The 18,119-nt window shown below is 63.3% G+C and carries 17 protein-coding genes; 6 read left to right on the top strand and 11 right to left on the bottom strand.

Features of this window, described 5'->3' with window-relative positions:
* The first annotated feature begins 25 nt into the window (after nucleotides 1-25).
* Both AD664_RS00815 and cysE read left to right on the top strand, forming a co-directional pair.
* Nucleotides 26-1,246 (top strand): amidohydrolase, encoded by a 1,221-nt coding sequence (locus tag AD664_RS00815; protein WP_172679680.1) that lies wholly within the window; start codon nucleotides 26-28, stop codon nucleotides 1,244-1,246.
* Between the two features lie 46 nt (nucleotides 1,247-1,292).
* Nucleotides 1,293-2,054 (top strand): serine O-acetyltransferase, encoded by a 762-nt coding sequence (gene cysE, locus AD664_RS00810; RefSeq protein ID WP_083454111.1) that lies wholly within the window; start codon nucleotides 1,293-1,295, stop codon nucleotides 2,052-2,054.
* A 112-nt stretch (nucleotides 2,055-2,166) separates the two neighbouring features.
* Here cysE and AD664_RS00805 read toward each other — a convergent pair whose 3' ends face one another.
* From AD664_RS00805 to AD664_RS00790, 4 genes are read right to left on the bottom strand one after another with little or no spacing between them, the layout of a single operon-like run.
* The gene (locus AD664_RS00805; protein ID WP_083454108.1) at nucleotides 2,167-2,853 is read right to left on the bottom strand and encodes a glutathione S-transferase family protein; all 687 of its coding nucleotides are present in this window, start codon (nucleotides 2,851-2,853) and stop codon (nucleotides 2,167-2,169) included.
* Nucleotides 2,850-3,371 carry a GNAT family N-acetyltransferase gene (locus AD664_RS00800; RefSeq protein WP_042730347.1) on the bottom strand — a complete coding sequence of 174 codons (522 nt, stop codon included), beginning with the start codon at nucleotides 3,369-3,371 and terminating at the stop codon, nucleotides 2,850-2,852. Before AD664_RS00800 ends, AD664_RS00805 begins: the two co-directional genes overlap by 4 nt.
* A gap of 25 nt (nucleotides 3,372-3,396) precedes the next feature.
* Nucleotides 3,397-4,836: an NAD-dependent succinate-semialdehyde dehydrogenase gene (locus AD664_RS00795; protein ID WP_053143736.1), complete on the bottom strand. Its 1,440-nt coding sequence runs from the start codon at nucleotides 4,834-4,836 to the stop codon at nucleotides 3,397-3,399.
* Between the two features lie 23 nt (nucleotides 4,837-4,859).
* Nucleotides 4,860-6,044 carry an iron-containing alcohol dehydrogenase gene (locus AD664_RS00790; RefSeq protein WP_053143734.1) on the bottom strand — a complete coding sequence of 395 codons (1,185 nt, stop codon included), beginning with the start codon at nucleotides 6,042-6,044 and terminating at the stop codon, nucleotides 4,860-4,862.
* Nucleotides 6,045-6,189: 145 nt separating this feature from the next.
* Between AD664_RS00790 and AD664_RS00785 the strand changes: the two genes are divergently transcribed.
* Nucleotides 6,190-6,963 (top strand): alpha/beta fold hydrolase, encoded by a 774-nt coding sequence (locus AD664_RS00785; protein WP_053143732.1) that lies wholly within the window; start codon nucleotides 6,190-6,192, stop codon nucleotides 6,961-6,963.
* A 41-nt stretch (nucleotides 6,964-7,004) separates the two neighbouring features.
* Here the strand turns inward: AD664_RS00785 and AD664_RS00780 are convergent, their stop codons facing one another.
* From AD664_RS00780 to AD664_RS00770, 3 genes are all read right to left on the bottom strand, one after another.
* The gene (locus AD664_RS00780) at nucleotides 7,005-7,931 is read right to left on the bottom strand and encodes a sugar ABC transporter substrate-binding protein (RefSeq protein ID WP_047738931.1); all 927 of its coding nucleotides are present in this window, start codon (nucleotides 7,929-7,931) and stop codon (nucleotides 7,005-7,007) included.
* 86 nt (nucleotides 7,932-8,017) lie between these two features.
* On the bottom strand, nucleotides 8,018-8,806 hold the full coding sequence (locus tag AD664_RS00775; RefSeq protein WP_047738930.1) for a TIM barrel protein: 789 nt from the start codon (nucleotides 8,804-8,806) through the stop codon (nucleotides 8,018-8,020).
* Complete coding sequence (locus AD664_RS00770; RefSeq protein WP_053143730.1) at nucleotides 8,803-9,825, bottom strand: Gfo/Idh/MocA family oxidoreductase; 1,023 nt, start codon at nucleotides 9,823-9,825, stop codon at nucleotides 8,803-8,805. The genes AD664_RS00775 and AD664_RS00770 overlap by 4 nt, the downstream gene beginning before the upstream one ends.
* A gap of 180 nt (nucleotides 9,826-10,005) precedes the next feature.
* Here AD664_RS00770 and AD664_RS00765 point away from each other — a divergent pair, with 180 nt between their 5' ends.
* Nucleotides 10,006-12,027: a sigma-54-dependent Fis family transcriptional regulator gene (locus tag AD664_RS00765; RefSeq protein ID WP_053143729.1), complete on the top strand. Its 2,022-nt coding sequence runs from the start codon at nucleotides 10,006-10,008 to the stop codon at nucleotides 12,025-12,027.
* On the opposite strand, the gene AD664_RS00760 is transcribed toward AD664_RS00765, so the two are convergent.
* From AD664_RS00760 to AD664_RS00745, 4 genes are all read right to left on the bottom strand, one after another.
* On the bottom strand, nucleotides 12,001-12,270 hold the full coding sequence (locus tag AD664_RS00760) for a lipid asymmetry maintenance protein MlaB (RefSeq protein ID WP_053143727.1): 270 nt from the start codon (nucleotides 12,268-12,270) through the stop codon (nucleotides 12,001-12,003). The genes AD664_RS00765 and AD664_RS00760 overlap by 27 nt on opposite strands.
* Nucleotides 12,271-12,474: 204 nt before the next feature.
* The gene (locus AD664_RS00755) at nucleotides 12,475-13,809 is read right to left on the bottom strand and encodes a CitMHS family transporter (protein ID WP_053143725.1); all 1,335 of its coding nucleotides are present in this window, start codon (nucleotides 13,807-13,809) and stop codon (nucleotides 12,475-12,477) included.
* A gap of 121 nt (nucleotides 13,810-13,930) precedes the next feature.
* Entirely contained in the window at nucleotides 13,931-14,674 is a 744-nt protein-coding gene (gene phbB / locus AD664_RS00750) for an acetoacetyl-CoA reductase (protein WP_047738917.1), read from the bottom strand.
* Nucleotides 14,675-14,908: 234 nt separating this feature from the next.
* A complete protein-coding gene (locus AD664_RS00745; protein ID WP_053143723.1) occupies nucleotides 14,909-15,568 on the bottom strand; it encodes an aspartate/glutamate racemase family protein in 660 nt (219 codons plus the stop codon).
* 114 nt (nucleotides 15,569-15,682) lie between these two features.
* Between AD664_RS00745 and AD664_RS00740 the strand changes: the two genes are divergently transcribed.
* Nucleotides 15,683-16,678: a GntR family transcriptional regulator gene (locus AD664_RS00740; RefSeq protein ID WP_083454106.1), complete on the top strand. Its 996-nt coding sequence runs from the start codon at nucleotides 15,683-15,685 to the stop codon at nucleotides 16,676-16,678.
* 294 nt (nucleotides 16,679-16,972) lie between these two features.
* Nucleotides 16,973-18,043: an isocitrate/isopropylmalate dehydrogenase family protein gene (locus AD664_RS00735; protein WP_053143721.1), complete on the top strand. Its 1,071-nt coding sequence runs from the start codon at nucleotides 16,973-16,975 to the stop codon at nucleotides 18,041-18,043.
* Nucleotides 18,044-18,119: the final 76 nt, after the last annotated feature.

Below are 18,119 nucleotides of genomic sequence, written 5' to 3'. Positions count from 1 at the left end.
ATGATAGGCGATGGAGGACGACATCATGATGCTGACTGAAAGCCAACGGCAAGACCTTGAGAGCAGGCTGATCGCACTGAGGCGCAGCCTGCACCGCATTCCCGAAACGGCCTACCAGGAGGTGCGCACCAGCGACCTGATCTGTGAACATCTGGAGGCACTGGGCATCCCGTTCCTGCGGGGGATGGCCGGGACCGGCGTGGTGGGCTTTATCACCAAGGGCCATGGCGGGCCTTGCATCGCGCTGCGGGCCGACATGGATGCCTTGCCCATCACCGAACACAATCGCTTCGAGCATGTGTCGCAGCACGTCGGCTGCATGCACGCCTGCGGCCACGATGGACACATGGCGATGTTGCTGGGCGGCGCCGAATTGATTAGCCGCCACATGGATTTCAACGGCACGGTGTGCCTGGTATTCCAGCCGGCCGAGGAAGGCCATGCCGGCGCCAGAGCCATGCTCGACGACGGGTTGCTCGAGCGCTTCCCGATCCAGGCCATGGCCGGTCTGCACAATTGGCCCTCATTGCCTGCCAACTGTTTCGCCACCCGACCCGGCGCCATGATGGCGTCGAGCAACAAGTTCGAGATCTGCCTCGAAGGCCGTGGCGGTCACGCGGCGCAACCGCATACCGCCACGAACCCGATCATCGCCGCCGCGCAGCTGTGCCTCGGGTTGCAGACCCTGGTGGCCGGCGAGGTCAAGGCCAGCGACAGCGCCGTGTTGACGGTGACCCAATTGCAGGCGGGTAATGGCTTCAATGTCATCCCCGATCAGGTGTCCATCCGCGGCACCGTACGGGCCTTCGACAGCCACACCGTGGACCGCCTGGCCGGGGCGATCGAGCGTCTGAGTGAAGGCATCGGCGCGGCGTTCGGGTGCCAGTCCAGGGTGGATTTTCGTCGCAGTTACCCGGCGCTGGTCAACAATCCGTTCATGGTAGGGTTGGCGGTGGACGCGGCGCGCCAGGTTTTCGCCCCGGGGCAGGTCAGCGCCCTGGCCGAGCCCACCATGGCGGCCGAAGATTTTGCTTTTTTCAGCGAGCGCATACCGAGTGTTTTCGCCTTTATTGGGTCGGCCAGCCACGCGGTCGAACCGCCCTTGCACTCGGCTCACTACGATTTCAATGACGCGATCCTGTATTCGGGCGCGGCTTGGTTCGCCGCGTTCGCGCGGACCTGTTTCGCAGCCTTGAGTGCGACCAACGACCTGGGAGGTCAATGCAATGTTTCTGCTGAACGATGATGGATTTGCGGGGGCCGCGGAGCAGGACACCCGCGCGGGCGCATTGATGTGGGAGGCCCTGCGGGTGCAGGCGATGACGGCGGTGTTGCAGCATCCCGGGCTTGGCTGCCTGGTCGGCGAGCCGGTGCTTGAGTGCACGGGCCTGGGCGCGGGCATGGCCACGCGCATTGCGCACCTGCTGGTGCCGCACGATGCCCGGGAGCGCGGGTTGATGCTCGCCATGCTCCTTGAACTCAGTACTCGCCCCGATCTGGAGGGCTGCATGGCGGCTGACCTGGAGGCGGTGGTTGAGCGCGACCCGGCGTTCCAGAACGAGCTGGAGGTGTTTCTGTTTGCCAAGGGCTACGCGGCGTTGCAGACCTATCGTTTCGCGCACCTGTTGCTGCAGCAGGGCCGTCGGATGGAAGCCTTGTACCTGCAAGCCCGTTGCAACGTGGTCCTGGGGATCGACATCAACCCGGCGTGCCGCATCGGTCGGGGTGTGCTGCTGGACCATGGCACCGGCATCGTCATTGGCGAGACGGCGGTCGTGGAAGACCACGTGTCCATCCTGCAAGGCGTCACGTTGGGGGGCACCGGCAAGGACAGTGGCGACCGTCATCCCAAGGTCAGGACCGGCGTGATGATCGGGGCCGGGGCGAAGATCCTCGGCAATATCGAGATTGGCGCCGGCTCCAAGGTCGGGGCCAACAGCGTGGTGCTCAAGGCGGTGCCACCCCGGACCACGGTGGTGGGCGTACCGGCCGCCGGAGTCGGGCAGCCCAGGCATGAGCGGCCCGCCCAGGAAATGGATCAATCGGTTAGCTAGTGGCCTGTACGGTTAACTCGAGTACTCAAATTAACCGTACAGGCCACAAGGCGCCAAGCGCGGCAAAAAAAGGTGAGAAGAAGGTCTTCTCGCCGATGCGGCTGGCTCGGGCTCAAGGGGCGATGCAACGGGGATCGAACTCGTCCTTGATCAGACCGAAGGTTTCATAACCCGGCTGTTGTGAGAGGCAGGCGTAGGGACTTTGCCAGCCGTCCAGGCTGGCGATCCGGCCCAGCCAGGCGATCACGGTCTCGGGCAGCTCGACCTGGGCCTGGTTGCTCCAGAACAGGTAGCCCGCCAGGGAGAAGTCGGCGATCGACAGTTCGTCGTCGAGGATGTAGCGACGACCGTCGCGCAGTTCCTTGTCGAGTCGGCCGACGTCTTCCTTGAAGCGGCTGGCCAGCCACTGCACGGCGCCCGACGGGTAGTCGTCCGGGAAGTAATTGCGGGCCAGGCGCAAATGCGGCAGCGACAGCCCGATCTTGTTCGCTTCCCACAGCAGCCATTCCTTGCACGTGACGGTGCCCCGTCGCCCGCTGCCACCGAACAGCCCCAGGGCATCGGCGAGCTCGATAAGGATGGCATTGGATTGCACGTAGTGCGCACCGTCGAGGGTCAGCAGCGGCACCTCGCCAAAACGCGCCAGGCTCAACGTCCTGAAAGGTTCGGGCCGTGCATCCCGATCGACGAGAATGTCCACTTGCCGGTAGGTGTAGTCCACCTTGGCCACGTCCAGCATCAACTTGACCTTGTAGCTGTGTCCGGACTCCGGGTGGCCGTACAGGGTGATCGACGTCATGGTGTTTGCTCCTTGCGGGTGTGAGTCATCCAGTGGACGTCGATCCAGCCGATCGGCGTGTCGATCGCCTCGGGCCAGAGGCCGATGTCCTTGAAACCGGCTTTTCGATAGCAATTGATCGCCAGGAGGTTCTCCTTCTTGACCCCGAGGTCGACCCGGGCGACGTTGAACCGCTCGTAGGCCAGAGCCAGTGCCTGGCGCAGGATGGCCTGGCCGTGCCCCTTGCCGCGGGCGTCGGGGTCGCCGATGAGGATGCGCGCAAAGCGCAGCGACAGGTGCGGCCAGATGTCCGAGAACTCGATGTGGCCGATCAGTTTTTCATCCGGGTCGAGTACCCCGAACAGGCTGCGCCATGGGTAGCGCTCGCCGGCTTTGTCCAGGTAGCGCTGCAACTGCTCCTTGTCCAAGGGGTAAGTGAAGGTCGCGCCGGCCCAGAGCGACAGGGTCTCTGGGCCATCGATCCAGGACATGACCGTGTCGAAGTCGCTGGCCTGGAAGGGTCTGAGGGTAACGTTCATGGTGATGCCTCCGTTGCCTCGCGAGTCAGGGGCGGGTCAGTTCGCTGATCAGGACCGTCGACAGGTAGCTGTCGTAGGTCTCGCTACCGCCTTCGCTGCCGTAGCCACTGTCCTTGATGCCACCGAACGGTGTTTCCGGCATGCCCAGGCCGTAGTGGTTGATCGAGATCATGCCGGCTTCCAGTTCCTCGGCGAGCCTGGCGCATTCGCTGCGGTCTTCGCTGAACCCATACGCGGCCAGGCCATAGGGCAGCGCATTGGCCTGCTCGATGACGCTGTCCAGGTCGGTGAAGGCAACCACTGGAATGATGGGGCCGAAGGGTTCTTCACGCATCAGCCGGGCGGTCAGGGGGACGTTGGCGAGGATCGTGGGCTGGAAGAAATTGCCGGGGCGATCGAGCCGACTGCCGCCCATTACCAGGCTTGCACCCTGGGCCAGGCTGTCGTCGATCAGGGCTTGCAGGCGCGGGATCTGGCGAGCATTGCACAGCGGCCCCATGCGGGTGTCGGGGTCCATGCCGTCACCGACCTGGAACCGACGGGTTTTTTCCACCAGGGCCGTCATGAAGTCATCGATCACCGACGCGTGGACGAAAAAGCGTGAAGGGGAGATGCAGATCTGTCCGGCGTTGCGCAATTTCGCATCCACCAGCACGGTGCTGACCTTGTCGATGTCGCTGCTGGCGCAGACGATCACCGCGGCGTGGCCGCCCAGCTCCATGCTGACCCTTTTCATGTTTGCCCCGGCCTGGGCCGCGAGCTTTTTCCCCACGGCGATCGAACCGGTGAAGGACACCTTGGCGATCACGTCGGAGTCGATCAGGTAGCTGGAAATCTGCTCGGGGTTGCCCCAGACCAGGTTCAGGCAACCGTCGGGCAACCCGGCCCGCTGAAAGATGTCGGCGAGCGCCGCGACGGCCGAGGGGGCTTCTTCCGGGCCCTTGAGGATCAACGTGCAACCGGCTCCCAGCGCAGCGCAGATCTTGCGAATCGCCTGGTTGAAAGGGAAGTTCCAGGGGGTGAAGGCACAGCACACGCCCACCGGCCGCTTGACCACCGATTGGCGGACCTTGGGGTTTCGGGCGGGAACGAGCCTGCCGTATAGCCGCTTGCATTCTTCAGCGTGCCACTTGGCGTGCTCGGCGCAGAACCGTACTTCCGCCAGGGCTTCGGCCAGCGGCTTGCCCTGGTCGAGGGTGATCAATGCCGCGATCGATTCGGCTTCGCTCATGATGATCCGGTAGGCTTCATAGAGCACCTTGCTGCGCTCTTCGGCGCTGCTGACCTTCCACCGTGCGAACGCCTGCTGTGCGGCTTGCAGGGCCTGGTCCAGGTCGTCGTGGTCGGCGCAGGCCAGGCGCCCGATCCTTTGCTGGGTGCTGGGGTTGGTGATGTCGAGGCTGGGCCTGTCCCCCTCGGGGTAGCGCCACTGGCCGTTGATGAACAAACCGATGTCCTTGTACATATGCCCTCCTTGAAAGTGCCCGTTCAGTGTCCGGACCAGGCGTTGTCGATGATGGTTTTGTAGTCGTGTACCGACAGCGGCTGCGGGTTGGTCCGGGCGGTCGGATCCGCGACGGCCAACTGGGCCATGAGGTCGGCATCGAAAGGTGACTGGATGAGGTCGCGCAGGTGCGGGGGGATGCCCAGGCTCGCCAGAAAATCCTTGAGCCAGGCGACAAACGATTCGTAGCCAGGTTGCGCCAGGCCCAGGCTCTCGCACAGACGCACCAGCTTGGCTTCGATCACCGGGCGGTTATGCGCGATCACATAGGGCAGCAGCACGCCGTTGGTCAGGCCATGGTGGGTGCCATACGTACCGCCGATGGAGTGGCTGATGGCGTGCACGGCACCCAGTCCCTTGTGAAAGGCCACCGCCCCCATCAGGGCCGCGGCGCTCAGGTGGCAGCGGGCCTGGAGATCGCTGCCGTCCTGCACCGCGATGGGCAGCCATTGTTTGATGAGGTTCATGGCCTGGAGCGCAATGCCGTCTCCCATGGGGTGGAAACTGTTGGCGCAGTACGCCTCGAAGGCATGGGAGAAGGCATCGATCCCCACCGCGGCGGTCACCGGCCCCGGCACGGTCAGGGTCAGGGCTGGATCGACGATGACCAGGGACGACAGCATCCTGGGGTGGAATATCAGCCGCTTGCGGTTTTCCTGGCTGTCCAGCAACACGGCGGCCCGGCCCACCTCGGCCCCGGTGCCTGCGGTGGTCGGCACGCTGATGATCGGCGGCACGTCGGCATTGGCGGCCTGCCACCGATTGGGCAGGCTCTCGAAGGTCCAGATCGGCTTGGTCTGCACGGCCATGAAGGCAATCGCCTTGGCCAGGTCCAGGGCGCTTCCGCCACCGATGCCGACCACCATGTCGCGGGCATACTCATTGAAGGTGATGACGCCTTGTTCGAGCATGTCGGTGTCGGGGTCGGAGCGGAAGTTCGAGAACAGCTGCAGGTCGATACCCGACTGCTTGCAGCGCTCCAGGGCGCGCAAGATCAAGGGATGCTCGACCAGCCGTTCGTCAATGACCACCAGCGGCCGATGCTTGCCGAGAAAGGCGCAGCCGTTGACGAGGTCGTCGACCCGCTCGACACCAAACCAGATTGGCGTGGGGTAGCTCCAGTCGACATGGAATGATTGCGTGTTGAAGATCGGATTGTTCATCTGCATGGCGTTCCTCCTTTTGACCTTTTTAGGTCGATCACACAGGTGATACAACGCACAAAAGCTGAACCCTGGCTTTAGAAAAAATGACCTGAAGACGCCTGCGCAACGCTTAAGATCCGGTCGGGATCGATCCTTGAAAGGTGCGCCGATGGTGGAACTCATTGAGCTGAAGGCACAGGGGCAGGCTTGCCTGATTGTGATACATGGCACGGCGGGCCATCCGCGCTCTAGCTGGGAGGCATTTGCCAATCACCTGGAGGGTCCCTACCGTGTCCTGGCCGTTGACTGGTCGCGGCTGGAGCGCGAGAGCACGGTCGGGCAAACCCTTGATGGCCTGGGCCAGCAAATTGCCGGGAAGATTCGCGATGGCGGCGTGGACGGTGTCCACCTGGTGGGGTATTCGCTGGGGGCCGCGGTGGCGATTGAGGTGGCGAGCGTGCTGGGGCCGCAGGTGTTGTCGCTGAGTCTGATTGCACCGTTCGACAATGCCCGTGACCCGCAGGTGCGGCGAACCTTCGGCTATTGGCAACGGCTGCTCGAAGACCACCCGATGAAGCTGGCGGCCGAGATCGTGACGCGCGGTTTTTCCAGCCCTGGCCTGCGGGCGATGTCCGCAACCCAGGTGACCACGTGCATCGAGGATTTTTACCAGCGGGTTCACTGGCCGGCGGTTGCCGTCCAGATGCGGCTCAACCTGACGTTGGATGTCTCGTCGCAGCTATCGCGGCTCGAATGCCCGACGGCCGTGATCATTGGCCTGGATGACCGCTTGATTCCGCCCTCGGTGAGCGTGGCCCTGTATCGCCAGTTGTCCCGTGGCGCCTTGTTCTCGTTGCCGTGTGGCCACTTGATGCTCGCCGAAGATCCCCTTGGGCTGGCGCGGATTGTCCAACGTTTCGTCTGTGATGAAAAACGCCGCTGACCCTTGGTCGGGGCAGCGGCGTGGAGACCAGGCGCCAACGACTATTGGTAATGCTGCTCGAACGTCGCCACCTGTTCCGGCTTGATCAGTTGGAAGGGCACCCAGACTTCCGACTCCACCGGCTCGCCCTTGATCATCTTGATGGCCGCTTGCAGGGCGATGCTCGCCTGGGCCTTGGGGTCCTGGAACACCGAGGCGACGAGCAACCCGCGCTTGATTGCCGCCAGCCCATCGGGCAGGCCGTCGATGCCGACAATGGCGATTTCGCCCTTGGCCTTGCCGGCCTGTTGCAAGGCCATGGCCGCGCCGATGGCCATTTCGTCATTGTTGGCGACGATGGCGTCGAAAGAGGCGCCGGCCAGCAGCCAGTTGCTGGTCAGGTCCATGCCCTTGGCCCGCTGCCACTCGGCACTTTGCTGTTCGACGATGGTAATTGCGGGATAGTCCTTGAGCACCTGCTTGACCCCTTCGGTGCGGTCGTGCGTGGCGTTCTGCGCGAGGTCGCCCATGATGATCGCGAGGGTGCCTTTGCCTTTGAGTTTTTCCGCCAGGTAGCGCATTTGCAACTGGCCGGCCTCGATGTCGTTCGAGGCCACGGTGACCACGCCCTTGGGCAGGGAGCGCTCGTCCGGGTGCCGGTTGACGTAGACCAGCGGCACCTTCGCCTCGACGGCGGCGCGGGTCATGTTGGTGGTGGCGGCGGTGTCCACGGGCAGGACGATGACCGCATCGACCTTCTGGTTGATGAAGCCCTGGACCTGATTGAGCTGGCGCACGACATCGCCCTGGGCGTCCTCGAACTGGACCTGGACATTGTCTTTCCGGGCGGCGTCTTCCAGGCCGCTGCGCACATAGGTCATGAAGTTATCGTCAACCCGGGCGATGCTGACGCCGATGCGATAGCTGGCGTTGGCCCATTGGCTGAAGACGAGTAGCAGCGTGGCAAAAAACAAGGTGCAGCGACGCATGAGGGTGTTCCTTTTGTTGTTATGAGTCGATCAGGCGTGGCGGTCGGCGGCGCTTGGACCCGTGGCCCAGAGGCGCCGCGTCGTCCTCAGTCCAGTGTGAAGGCTTGTCGGAAGCGTTCAAGGGCCATGTCGCTGTCACCGCTGGCCCAGCCCTCCAGGCCGACGACACCGGTATAGCCGATGCCGAACAAGGCCTTGGCAATGGCCGGGTAGTGGATTTCACCCGTGCCCGGTTCCCTGCGCCCCGGCACATCCGCGACCTGGATTTCACCGATGGCGCTGCCGGCGCGCTGGATCAGCTCGATCAGGTTTCCTTCGCCGATCTGCGCATGATAGAGGTCCAGGTTCATCTTGAGGTGAGGGCTGCCCACGGCCTCGATCAACGCCAGGGTATCGTCGGCGCGTGCGAACGGCGTGCCGGGGTGGTCCACCTCGGTGTTGAGGTTTTCGAGCAGGAAGACCCGGCCGGCGTCTTCGCCCAGGCGGGCGATTTTTTCCAGGGTCTTGCAAGCGCTCAGCCACATGCGACCGGTGGTGAGGGCCACCGGTTTGACGGGCAGGCCTTGGTCGCCCAGGCCCGTGCCGTGCAGGTTCAGGCTTGGGCAGTTCAATCGGGCGGCGACGGCCAGGGATTCGCGCGCGCTGTCGAGCAGTTGCTGGATGCCCTGCGGATCGGTCAGGTTGCCCTCGATGTAGCCGGTCATCGACGTGAAGTCGGCGCCGGTGGCAACCAGGGCGGCGATGTCCTTTTGGGTCCAGTCCCAGATTTCAGCACTGAAGCCCAGCGCATGAATCCGTTCGACCCGTTCGATGAAGGGCCGGTCGAGGAAGACCATTTCGGCGCTGACCGCCAGCTTGAAGGGGGTAAAGCTCATGGCCGGCCTCCTTGCACGCGCACCGGCTGGCCTAGCTGGAACGACTCGATGCACGCGCGGGCAATGGCCAGCGCGGCCCGGGCGTCTTCGCCGCTGGCCAGCGGTTTGGCACCGCTGCGCAGGCAGTCGACGAAGTGGTTGAGCTCGGCCACGTAGGCATCGCGCAGCAGGTCGGTGTCCAGGCGCTGTGTGTCGGCCTGGATGCCATCGGCCAGGTAGCGCACCAGGTCGCCATCGTGCACGCCACCCATGGTCAACATGCCGGCGCTGCCGAACACCTCGCCCCGGACATCGTAGCCATACACGGCCTGGAAGTTCGCCTCGGCGGTGGCGATGGCGCCATTGTCGAAACGCAGGGTCACCGTGGCGGTGTCGAGCAACCCCTTGCTTTTGAATGCCGGGGCGATCAGGGCATCGGCCATCACGAAGACCTCGACCACTTCGGCGCCGGGATTGAGGTAGCGCAAGGTGTCGAAGTCGTGGATCAAGGTTTCCAGGAAGATGACCCACTGTGGCGAATTGGCCGGGTTGTTTAGCGCCGGGTCGCGAGTCAGCGAGCGCAGCAGTTGTGGCGTGCCGATGCGGCCGGCGGCCACGTCCAGGTGGGCGGTGCGAAAGCTCTTGGCGAAGCGGCGGTTGAAACCCACTTGCAGGGTCACCCGGGCATCGGCTGCGGCGGCGATGGCGCGGTCGGCTTCGTCAAGGGTGATGGCCATGGGTTTTTCGCAGAACACATGCTTACCGGCACGGGCGGCGTTGATGACCAGCTCGGCGTGGCTGCGGGCCGGAGCGGCGATCAACACGCTGTCGATCTCGGGGTCGTCAAGCAACTGCTGGGGCTCGGTATAGACCCGCGTCACGTCCAGTTGTGCAGCCAGGCGGGCGGCTTGGCCAGGCGTCGGGTCGGCGATGGCCGCCAGGCAGGCACCGGGAATGTGGCGGGCGGCCGTCAGGCCGTGAAAGCTGCCCATGCGACCGGCACCGATGAGGCCGAGGCGAATGATCTTGGATGTGTTCATGAAACGGGCTTCCTTGTTGTTATGAGCCAGTGGTTGCACTGTGCTGAGAAAGAGCAAGCTCTGTGCCAGTTAATAAGCAATTGATAAATAACGATTTATTTTTGAGTTGATGGAAAAAGTGTTAAATCCAATGACATGCCTATACTGGACATGTCTAAAAAATGAACATTGGAGAAGCCTGTGCTACCGGCGCCCATCGCTGTCAGCGAGCAAGACCTCGACTACATCACTTCTCTCGGTCCGGCGTCGTTGAGTGACGGGCCGATCCCCGAGTTGGAACGGGCCTGGCTGGCATGCCTGGCCGGACTCGTCGAGCGCCCGGCCGGGGTCCGGCAGGTGATCTGGAACTCCTGGCTGCGCAGCGTCGAGGCCGGTCTCGATCCCGAGGATGGCGTGTACCGCTTCGTCGAGCCGGCCGTGCTGACCGCGACGCTGGCCGCCCACCGGGCGATGATTGCGGTGGCCGCCGAGGTCATGGGCGGATTGCTGGCCTACAACCCCAGGGGGCACATCAACCTGACCGATGCCCAAGGGACCACGCTGTACTTCTGCGGCCTCGACCTCACGCCGGTGGGCAGCCGCCTGCTGGAATCGGTGCAAGGCACCAATTGCACCGGCCTGGCGCTGGCGGAAGACCGCCTGGTCTACGTGCTGGCCGAAGAGAACTTCGGCACTGGCCTGCGTCGACGGCGCATGCATTGTGCCGCCGCCCCGATCCGTGACCCGCAGGGCCGGACGCTGGCCATCCTGACCCTGACGGCAGAGCCGGGATGGTTTCACTTCCATACGCTGGGCACCGTCCAGGCCGCCGCTGAAGCCGTCTCGCGACAGATGGCACTCCAGGCGTTGCTGGAGGAGCAACAGACGGTGCTTGAAGTACTCAACGAAGGCTTGGTCGTGCTGGACGAGCGCGGCTGCATCAGGGCCATCAACGGCTACGCGCGACAGCTGTTTGGCGTCGGACGCGACCTGCTGGGCCAGCCGTTCCAACGCCTGGGCCAGAGCGAGCTGAGCGACAAAATGTTGCTGCGTGGCGGGGAAGGGCTGCGAGACCTGGATTGCACGTTCGAACTGCATGACCGCAGCCACCTGGCGTGCCTGGTGTCGGTGTGTGCGCTGGAGCAGGGCGGCCGCATCGTTTCGCTGCGCGAGAACCGGCGCATCCGGGACATCACGCGACGGCTCATCGGTACCCAGGCCAGCTACACCTTCGACACCATCCAGGGCAGTTCACGGGCGATCCAGGACGCGCTGCACCTGGGGCGCATCGCCAGTCGCAGCGACTCGACCACGTTGATCCTTGGTGAGAGCGGCACCGGCAAGGAACTGTTCGCCCAGGCGATCCACAACGCCAGCGAGCGGCGCGGCGGCCCGTTCGTGGCGGTCAACTGCGGGGCGATCCCGCGGGACCTGGTGCAGAGCGAGTTGTTCGGGCATGTCGAAGGCGCCTTCACCGGTTCGGCGCGCGGCGGCTCGGCCGGCAAGTTCGAGTTGGCCGATGGCGGCACGATCTTTCTCGACGAAATCGGTGACATGTCATTCGGTGCCCAGGTCAGCCTGTTGCGGGTCTTGCAGGAAGGCGAGGTCACCCGGGTGGGGGCGAAGAAATCCCAGCGGGTGAACGTACGCATCATCGCCGCCACCCACCGCAACCTCAGCCAGGCCGTGGCCGATGGCGCGTTTCGCGAAGACCTTTACTACCGGCTCAATGTGCTTAACCTGACGGTGCCGCCGCTGCGCATGCGTCGCGAGGATGTGCCGTTGCTGGCGCAGCATTTCCTCGGCCGCTGCGCCCGTTCACTGCGCAAGGCGGTGCGAGGCATCTCGCCGCAGGCGCTGGATGTGCTGTCTGCCTATCACTGGCCAGGCAATGTGCGGGAGCTGGAAAACATCATCGAGCGAGCCACCAACCTGGCGGTCGGCGAGTTGATCCAGGCGGATGACTTGCCCCTGGAGCTCCAGCAGCGTGGCCGGCCGTCACTGCCCGGCAGCGCGGCTGAGCGCTCGCCGGCGATGGGGCTTGACGCCCACGAAATGAACGCGATCGTCGCGGCCCTCAAGGAAACCCGGGGCAACATCCGCCTCGCCGCCCGGCAACTGAATGTGTCCCGGGGCGGGCTGTACAACAAGATGAGTCGGTATGGGTTGAGTGCCGAAACGTTTCGTTGCGATGAGCTAGATCGGGGGCTCGGCAAACAGTAGGGCTTCGACGCCGTGCAGCCGTGCCAAGGCCAGCAGCCGCGGCGGCGCATTCGTCACCCTGAAGGGCTCGGCGCGATGCCTGGCACGTCGGCGCGCCTCCAGCAGCAGGGCCAGGGTTGAAGTGTCGAAGCGCTCCAGGGCACTGGCGTCGATACAGCTTGCGTCGCCCAGTTGGCTGAGCAGCGTGTTGAACTGCGTTGCAGTGGCGTGGGCGGGCAACCGCCATGTCGAGGGAGCGTTCACGAGTGGCAATGGAGAGGTGGCGTAAGCGCATGAGAAATGTCCCTTTCGCAAGTGATGGATCCGGGCACCGCCGGATGCGTTCGACGAGGTCTTGATGCGCCAGCCTGGGGCCTGCGCGGATAAACGTGACGGGCATCCCGAGGCACGAATGCCCCGCAATGCCCGTCACTGGAACGTGCAACGGATCGGCGGCTTGAGGGGGGCTCAAGCACCTGCCTGAAGCGGGAACAGCCCTATGACCAGGCACACTCCTAGAAGCAGGAAGCTCAGCGCGAACGCCCATTTGAGGGTGTACTTCTGGTGGTCGCTGAACTCCACGCCCGCCAGCCCGCACAACAGGTAGGTGGAGGCGACCAGCGGGCTGAGCAGGTGCACCGGTTGACCTACCAGCGATGCGCGGCCGATTTCCGCGGGGGAGATGCCGTACACCGCGGCCGCCTTGGCCAGCACCGGAAGCACGCCGTAGTAGAACGCGTCGTTGGACATGAAGAACGTGCCCGGGATACTCGCCAGCGCGGTGATCGGCGCCATGTACGGTCCCCAGGTCTCTGGCAGCATCGCCAGGAAGCTGGCCGACATTGCGTTGACCATGCCCGTGCCCGACAGGATGCCGGCCAGGATGCCGGCGGCGAGGAAGATCGCGATCTGGTTCAAGGCCGTTGGTGCGTGGGCGGAAATTCGTCGGCGCTGGTCATGCATGTGCGGGTAGTTGATCACCAGGGCTATCGAGAACGCGACCATGAACAGGATGGACAGCGGCAGCACTTCCGTGACCAGGCCGGTCATCAAGGCGATGGTCAGCCCGGCGTTCAGCCAGAACAACTTTGGCCGGCGCAGTTCGGCGTTCTCCTCGGACATCGAAGGCAAGCCTTCATCGCCATCATCCTCGAAAAGGGTGGCCGCCGCGCCGGCCGAAAGCCGCAGCTTGCCCAGGCGTTGGCGTTCGCGAATGCCGATGAAACAGGCCAGTGCCATGACGCCCAGGAAGGCCACGACCATCACCGGGATCAGCGGTAGGAACAGGTCCGAGGTGTCGACCTGCAGGGACGCCGCCGCCCGTGCCAACGGGCCGCCCCAAGGCAGGAGGTTGGTCACGCTCGCCGCCAGGATGACCACGCACGTCAGACACAAGGGGTCCATGCGCAGGCGCTTGAACAACGGCAGCATCGCGGTGATGGTGATCATGTACGTCGTTGAGCCGTCGCCGTCCAGCGACACCATGCCCGCAAGCAAGGTGGCGAACAGGACCGCCTTCATCGGGTCGCCGTTGATCAGCGTAATGAACTTGCGAATGATGGGATCGAACAGACCGGTATCGAACATGACCCCGAAATAGAGGATCGCGAACATCACCATGATCGCCGTCGGTGCGACCTTGCGCAGCCCCTCGATCATCATGTCGCCCATCTCCGGGCCGAAACCGGCGATCAGCGCGAATACGATCGGCACTGTGGTCATGGCAACCAAGGGTGACAACCGCTTGGTCATGATCAGGGCCATGAAGGTCACGATCATGCCGTAGCCGAGTAGTGAGAGCATTTGTATCACCTTGACGTAAAGTACAATTATTTTTATGGGATCTGCGCGTTGGTGCGCATCAAGGTTCCCGAAGGATTGGAATCTGCCAAGCGGGCGTGGTTCGTCGAGGGCCCAGGGCGGCTCAACTCATGTGCAGGCCGCCGTTCAGGGAGAAATCGGCGCCGTTGGCGTAGCCGGATTCATCGGACGCGAGCCAGGCGCACATGGAGGCGATCTCCTGGGCGGTGCCAAGGCGACGGGAAGGGATGTCCTGGATGATCCGGTCCATGACCTCGGCGGTGGTGATGGACTTGAGCTTGTCGGTGGCAATGTACCCCGGAGACACGGTGTTCACCGTCACCCCGCGCGGCCCGACTTCCCGCGCCAAGGCCCGGGTGAACCCGCGGATCGCCGATTTGGCGGTGGAGTAGTTGACCTGGCCCACCTGGCCCAACTGGGCGTTGACCGAGGAAATGTTGATCACCCGTCCCCAGCCTCGCTCGACCATTGCATCGATGACCTGCTTGGTCACGTTGAAGAGCGAATTGAGATTGGTATCGATCACGGCGGCCCAATCGTTGGGCTGCATGTCGTGGAACACCACGTTTCGAGCGGTGCCGGCATTGTTGACCAGGACTTCGACCGGGCCGTATTGGCGCTTGATCTCCTCGAAGGCCCGGCGGCAGGAATCCCAGTCGGCCACGTTGCCTTCGGAGGCGATGAAGGAAAACCCCAGCGCTTTCTGCTGGGCCAGCCAGGCATTTTTCAACGGAGAGTTCGGGCCGCATCCCGCGACGACGGTAAACCCGTCTTTTGCCAATCGCTGGCAGACAGCGGTGCCCAGTGTTCCCATGCCAGCGGTGACAAAGGCGATTTTTTTGCTCATGCGTTAACTCCTGTTGTGTTTTCTTGTGGGGAGTAGTGCCGGTGGCGATGAAGGGCCACTGGCCGCTAATAGACTCCACTGCAAATTGTTTTGCAAGCTAACGCAGTACAATTTGCCGAAAAACAGGCGTCTTTTTTTACGAACGGTGGGTGCTCGGCTATCCGTGCGAGGGGTAGCCGAGGGCGGCAGTCGACCTGATCCTGTTGATTTTCCTACCGTTTATTCGTCCCGGCCTCAGGCGTGCAGCAGGTGCCGAAGCTTCAGTACCGCGCTGTCAGGCGTGGTCAGCACTTCGAGCCCGCTGGCCTTGCTGGCGGCCACCGCAGCGCTGGTCATGGAAAACTGCGCAAAGCACAGCAGGTCGCTGCCTGTGATGTCGCTGGCCCGTTCGCTGATCAGTTGGTCATGGCGCGCCTGATTGCCGCGACGCAGCTCATCGAAGGCGTTGTCGCAGACATAGGTGGCCAACGCCAGCTCCCGACCCTGCTGGCTTGCATGCTGTTCGAATTCCTCGACCATCGACGTGATGGCCTGGGGAAACGTCGCCAACAAGGCCAGCTTGCCGGTCCTGCGCAGCGCTTCTTCGATCATGGCTTCGTTCGGCTTGAGCACCGGGATACTCAGCGCACGTTTGCACTGGTCGATGGCATCGCCGAACGCCGAACACGTGAACAGGATGCCGTCGGCGCCCGACGCCGAGGCGTAGCTCGCCAGCTTCACGAAGCGCTCGGTCAAGGCCGGCGTGAGTTCGCCCGCAGCAGCCAGATCGCGGGACAACGAGTCCTCCAGCAGGTTGGCCAGCCTGGCTTCAGGCCACAGGCGCGCGAAGGCGTCACTGATCGGCGCAATGGAGACGGCAGTGGCGTGGATCAGAAAAATCAGCGGTGCAGTCATGTGTTCCCCGGGTCGTAGTGGTGTGATTGTGTGTTATTTTTTCGCAAGGCCTGGCCTGTGGCGACAGCGTCCACTCTGCGTATCGACCCTAACCTTCTTTGATCACTGATAGCCATGAATTCAGCAGAACCGACTCTTGAACCACCCGCGGGCGATCTGTCCAGGGTCAAGGTCAAGGTCAAGATAAAGAAAGACCTGGCGGAGCAACTGGCGCCCAAGATCATCGACATGGCCCGCGCCCGGTCGATGCGTGCCGGTGACCCCCTGCGCGAAGAATCTTTCGCCAAGGAGCTGGGGGTTTCCCGCTCGCCGATACGCCGTGGATTCGCCTTGCTCGCCGAGCTTGGCCTGGCCGTCAAGGAGCCCAACCGCGGGTACTTCCTGACCGCTGACGCGCGGGGTATCGACAGCGGCAAGTTGCCGTTGGAGGTCGATCCGTTCGAAGACTTCTACCTGCGGGTGGTCGACGACGTGCTCCGTGGCGATATCCCCACGACGTTTTTCGAAGCCGAGCTGATGCGCAAGTACGCAGTGCCTCGTGGGCAGCTGCTGAAGGTGCTCAGTCGCCTGGCCAACGAAGCCATGGTCGAGCGCAAGCCCGGGCAGGGCTGGGAGATCAATAGTTTCCTGCACGACTCCAAGGCCCATATCCAGAGCTACCGCTTTCGCATGGCCATCGAGCCTGCGGCCTTGCTCGAACCCGGCTACGTGGTGGACAAGGTGGCCTTCGCCAAGGCGCGCACGGCGCAGCAGCAATTGCTCGACGGCGACATCTTCAAGCTGTCGCGCTCGCAGTTGTTCCAGATCGGTGCACAGTTGCACGAGCTGATCGTCCGTTGTTCGGGCAACGCATTCTTTCTTGAAGCCATCCGCCGCCAGAACCAGTTGCGTCGCTTCATGGCCTACAAGGCCAACGTGGATCGGCCTCGGTTGATCAACCAGTGTAAAGAGCACATCCAACTCCTGGACTTGATCGAAAGTGGGCAGCGTGAAGCGGCTGCAGATTTTTTGCGCAACCACCTCGATGTCGTCGGCCGGCAAAAAACTGAAAAAGAAGCCAGGGACGAGCTGGAGCACCAGCGCAGCCTTGAGGTTTCCGCCCGCCGTTAAGTCGTCTCGGCACGCCTGTCGTCTCCTGTCGCCCCCGTTTTGCGTCCGGCCAGCTTGCCAATGCGACATCGGACGCTCGTGGGACTCAAGCATTGCGCAAATTGTATATTCATGCAATAAAATGCAATTTGTCGACCTGCGAAGGCGATAGCGTCCGGGTTCATGGCCTTGGCGGGGCCCGTGAGCAGTGCTCCGGTCTTCGTTCAAAATTGTACGTTGCGGTGACGATGTACATAAAAGGTCGTTTCAGTCCCGGCAAACACATCCGCTCAATAAAAAGGTAAGGGGTTAGCGATGCGCATTTTGGTACTTCCTGGTGATGGTATCGGTCCGGAAATCATCGAGTCTTCGATGTCGGTTCTCAAAGCAGCCAATCAGAAGCTCGGCCTCGGGCTGACATTCGACTATGACGATGTCGGCTTTGCCAGCTTGAGCAAATACGGCACCACCCTGCGCGAAGAAGTGCTGGAAAAGGCCAAGGGCTACGACGGCATCATCCTCGGCACCCAATCCCATGCGGATTACCCGGCGCCTGAAATGGGCGGTCGGAATGTGTCGGCCGGCTTCCGGATCGGCCTGGACCTCTATGCCAACGTCCGGCCAGCCCGTACCCGACCGTTCCTGGCCTCGAACATGAAGGAAGGCAAGGTGATGGACCTGGTGATCATGCGCGAGGCCACCGAGGGGTTCTACCCGGATCGCAACATGAGCCGTGGCTGGGGTGAGGTGATGCCTACGCCGGACATGGCCCTGTCCACGCGCAAGATCACCCGCCATTGCAGTGAGCGCATCGCTCGCCGGGCGTTCGAACTGGCCATGAAGCGCGGGAAGAAAGTCACCGCCATCCATAAGGCCAACAGTTTCCACATGACCGACGGCCTCTTCCTGGAGTGCGTTCGGGACGTGGCCAGGGAGTTTCCGCAGGTTGTCCTCGACGACTTGCTGGTCGACGCCTCGACCGCTCACCTGGTGCGCAACGCGGAGCGTTTCGACGTGCTGGTCGCGACGAATTTCTATGGCGATATCCTCAGCGACCTGGCCAGCGAGTTGTCCGGCAGCCTCGGGCTTGCGGGCTCGATGATGGCCAGCGATCACCATTGCTGTGCCCAGGCCCAACATGGCTCGGCACCGGACATCGCCGGCCAGGACAAGGCCAATCCGGTGTCGATGATCCTTTCCGTCGGCATGTTGCTGGCGTGGATGGGCGAGCACCACGGTCGGCCGGCCTTGATCAACGCCGCGCAGGCAATCGACAAGGCGGTCGATGCCGTGCTGGAGGACCCTCGCCAGCGCACCCCTGACCTTGGCGGCGCCTTCGGGACCCAGGCCTTCGGCAACGCGGTCGCGAACCTCATCCTGGGCTGAGCGGCGAGGACGCCGCATCGGCCATGGCGGCCGGCGGCTGTCGGATAACTACATCGGCCTGGTCCCGCACCCACTT

The organism is Pseudomonas sp. P97.38 (assembly GCF_001269745.1).
GTDB lineage: Bacteria > Pseudomonadota > Gammaproteobacteria > Pseudomonadales > Pseudomonadaceae > Aquipseudomonas > Aquipseudomonas chlororaphis_E.
Note: the sequence above shows the minus strand (reverse complement) of the source record. Positions and strands in the feature narration are given on the sequence as shown.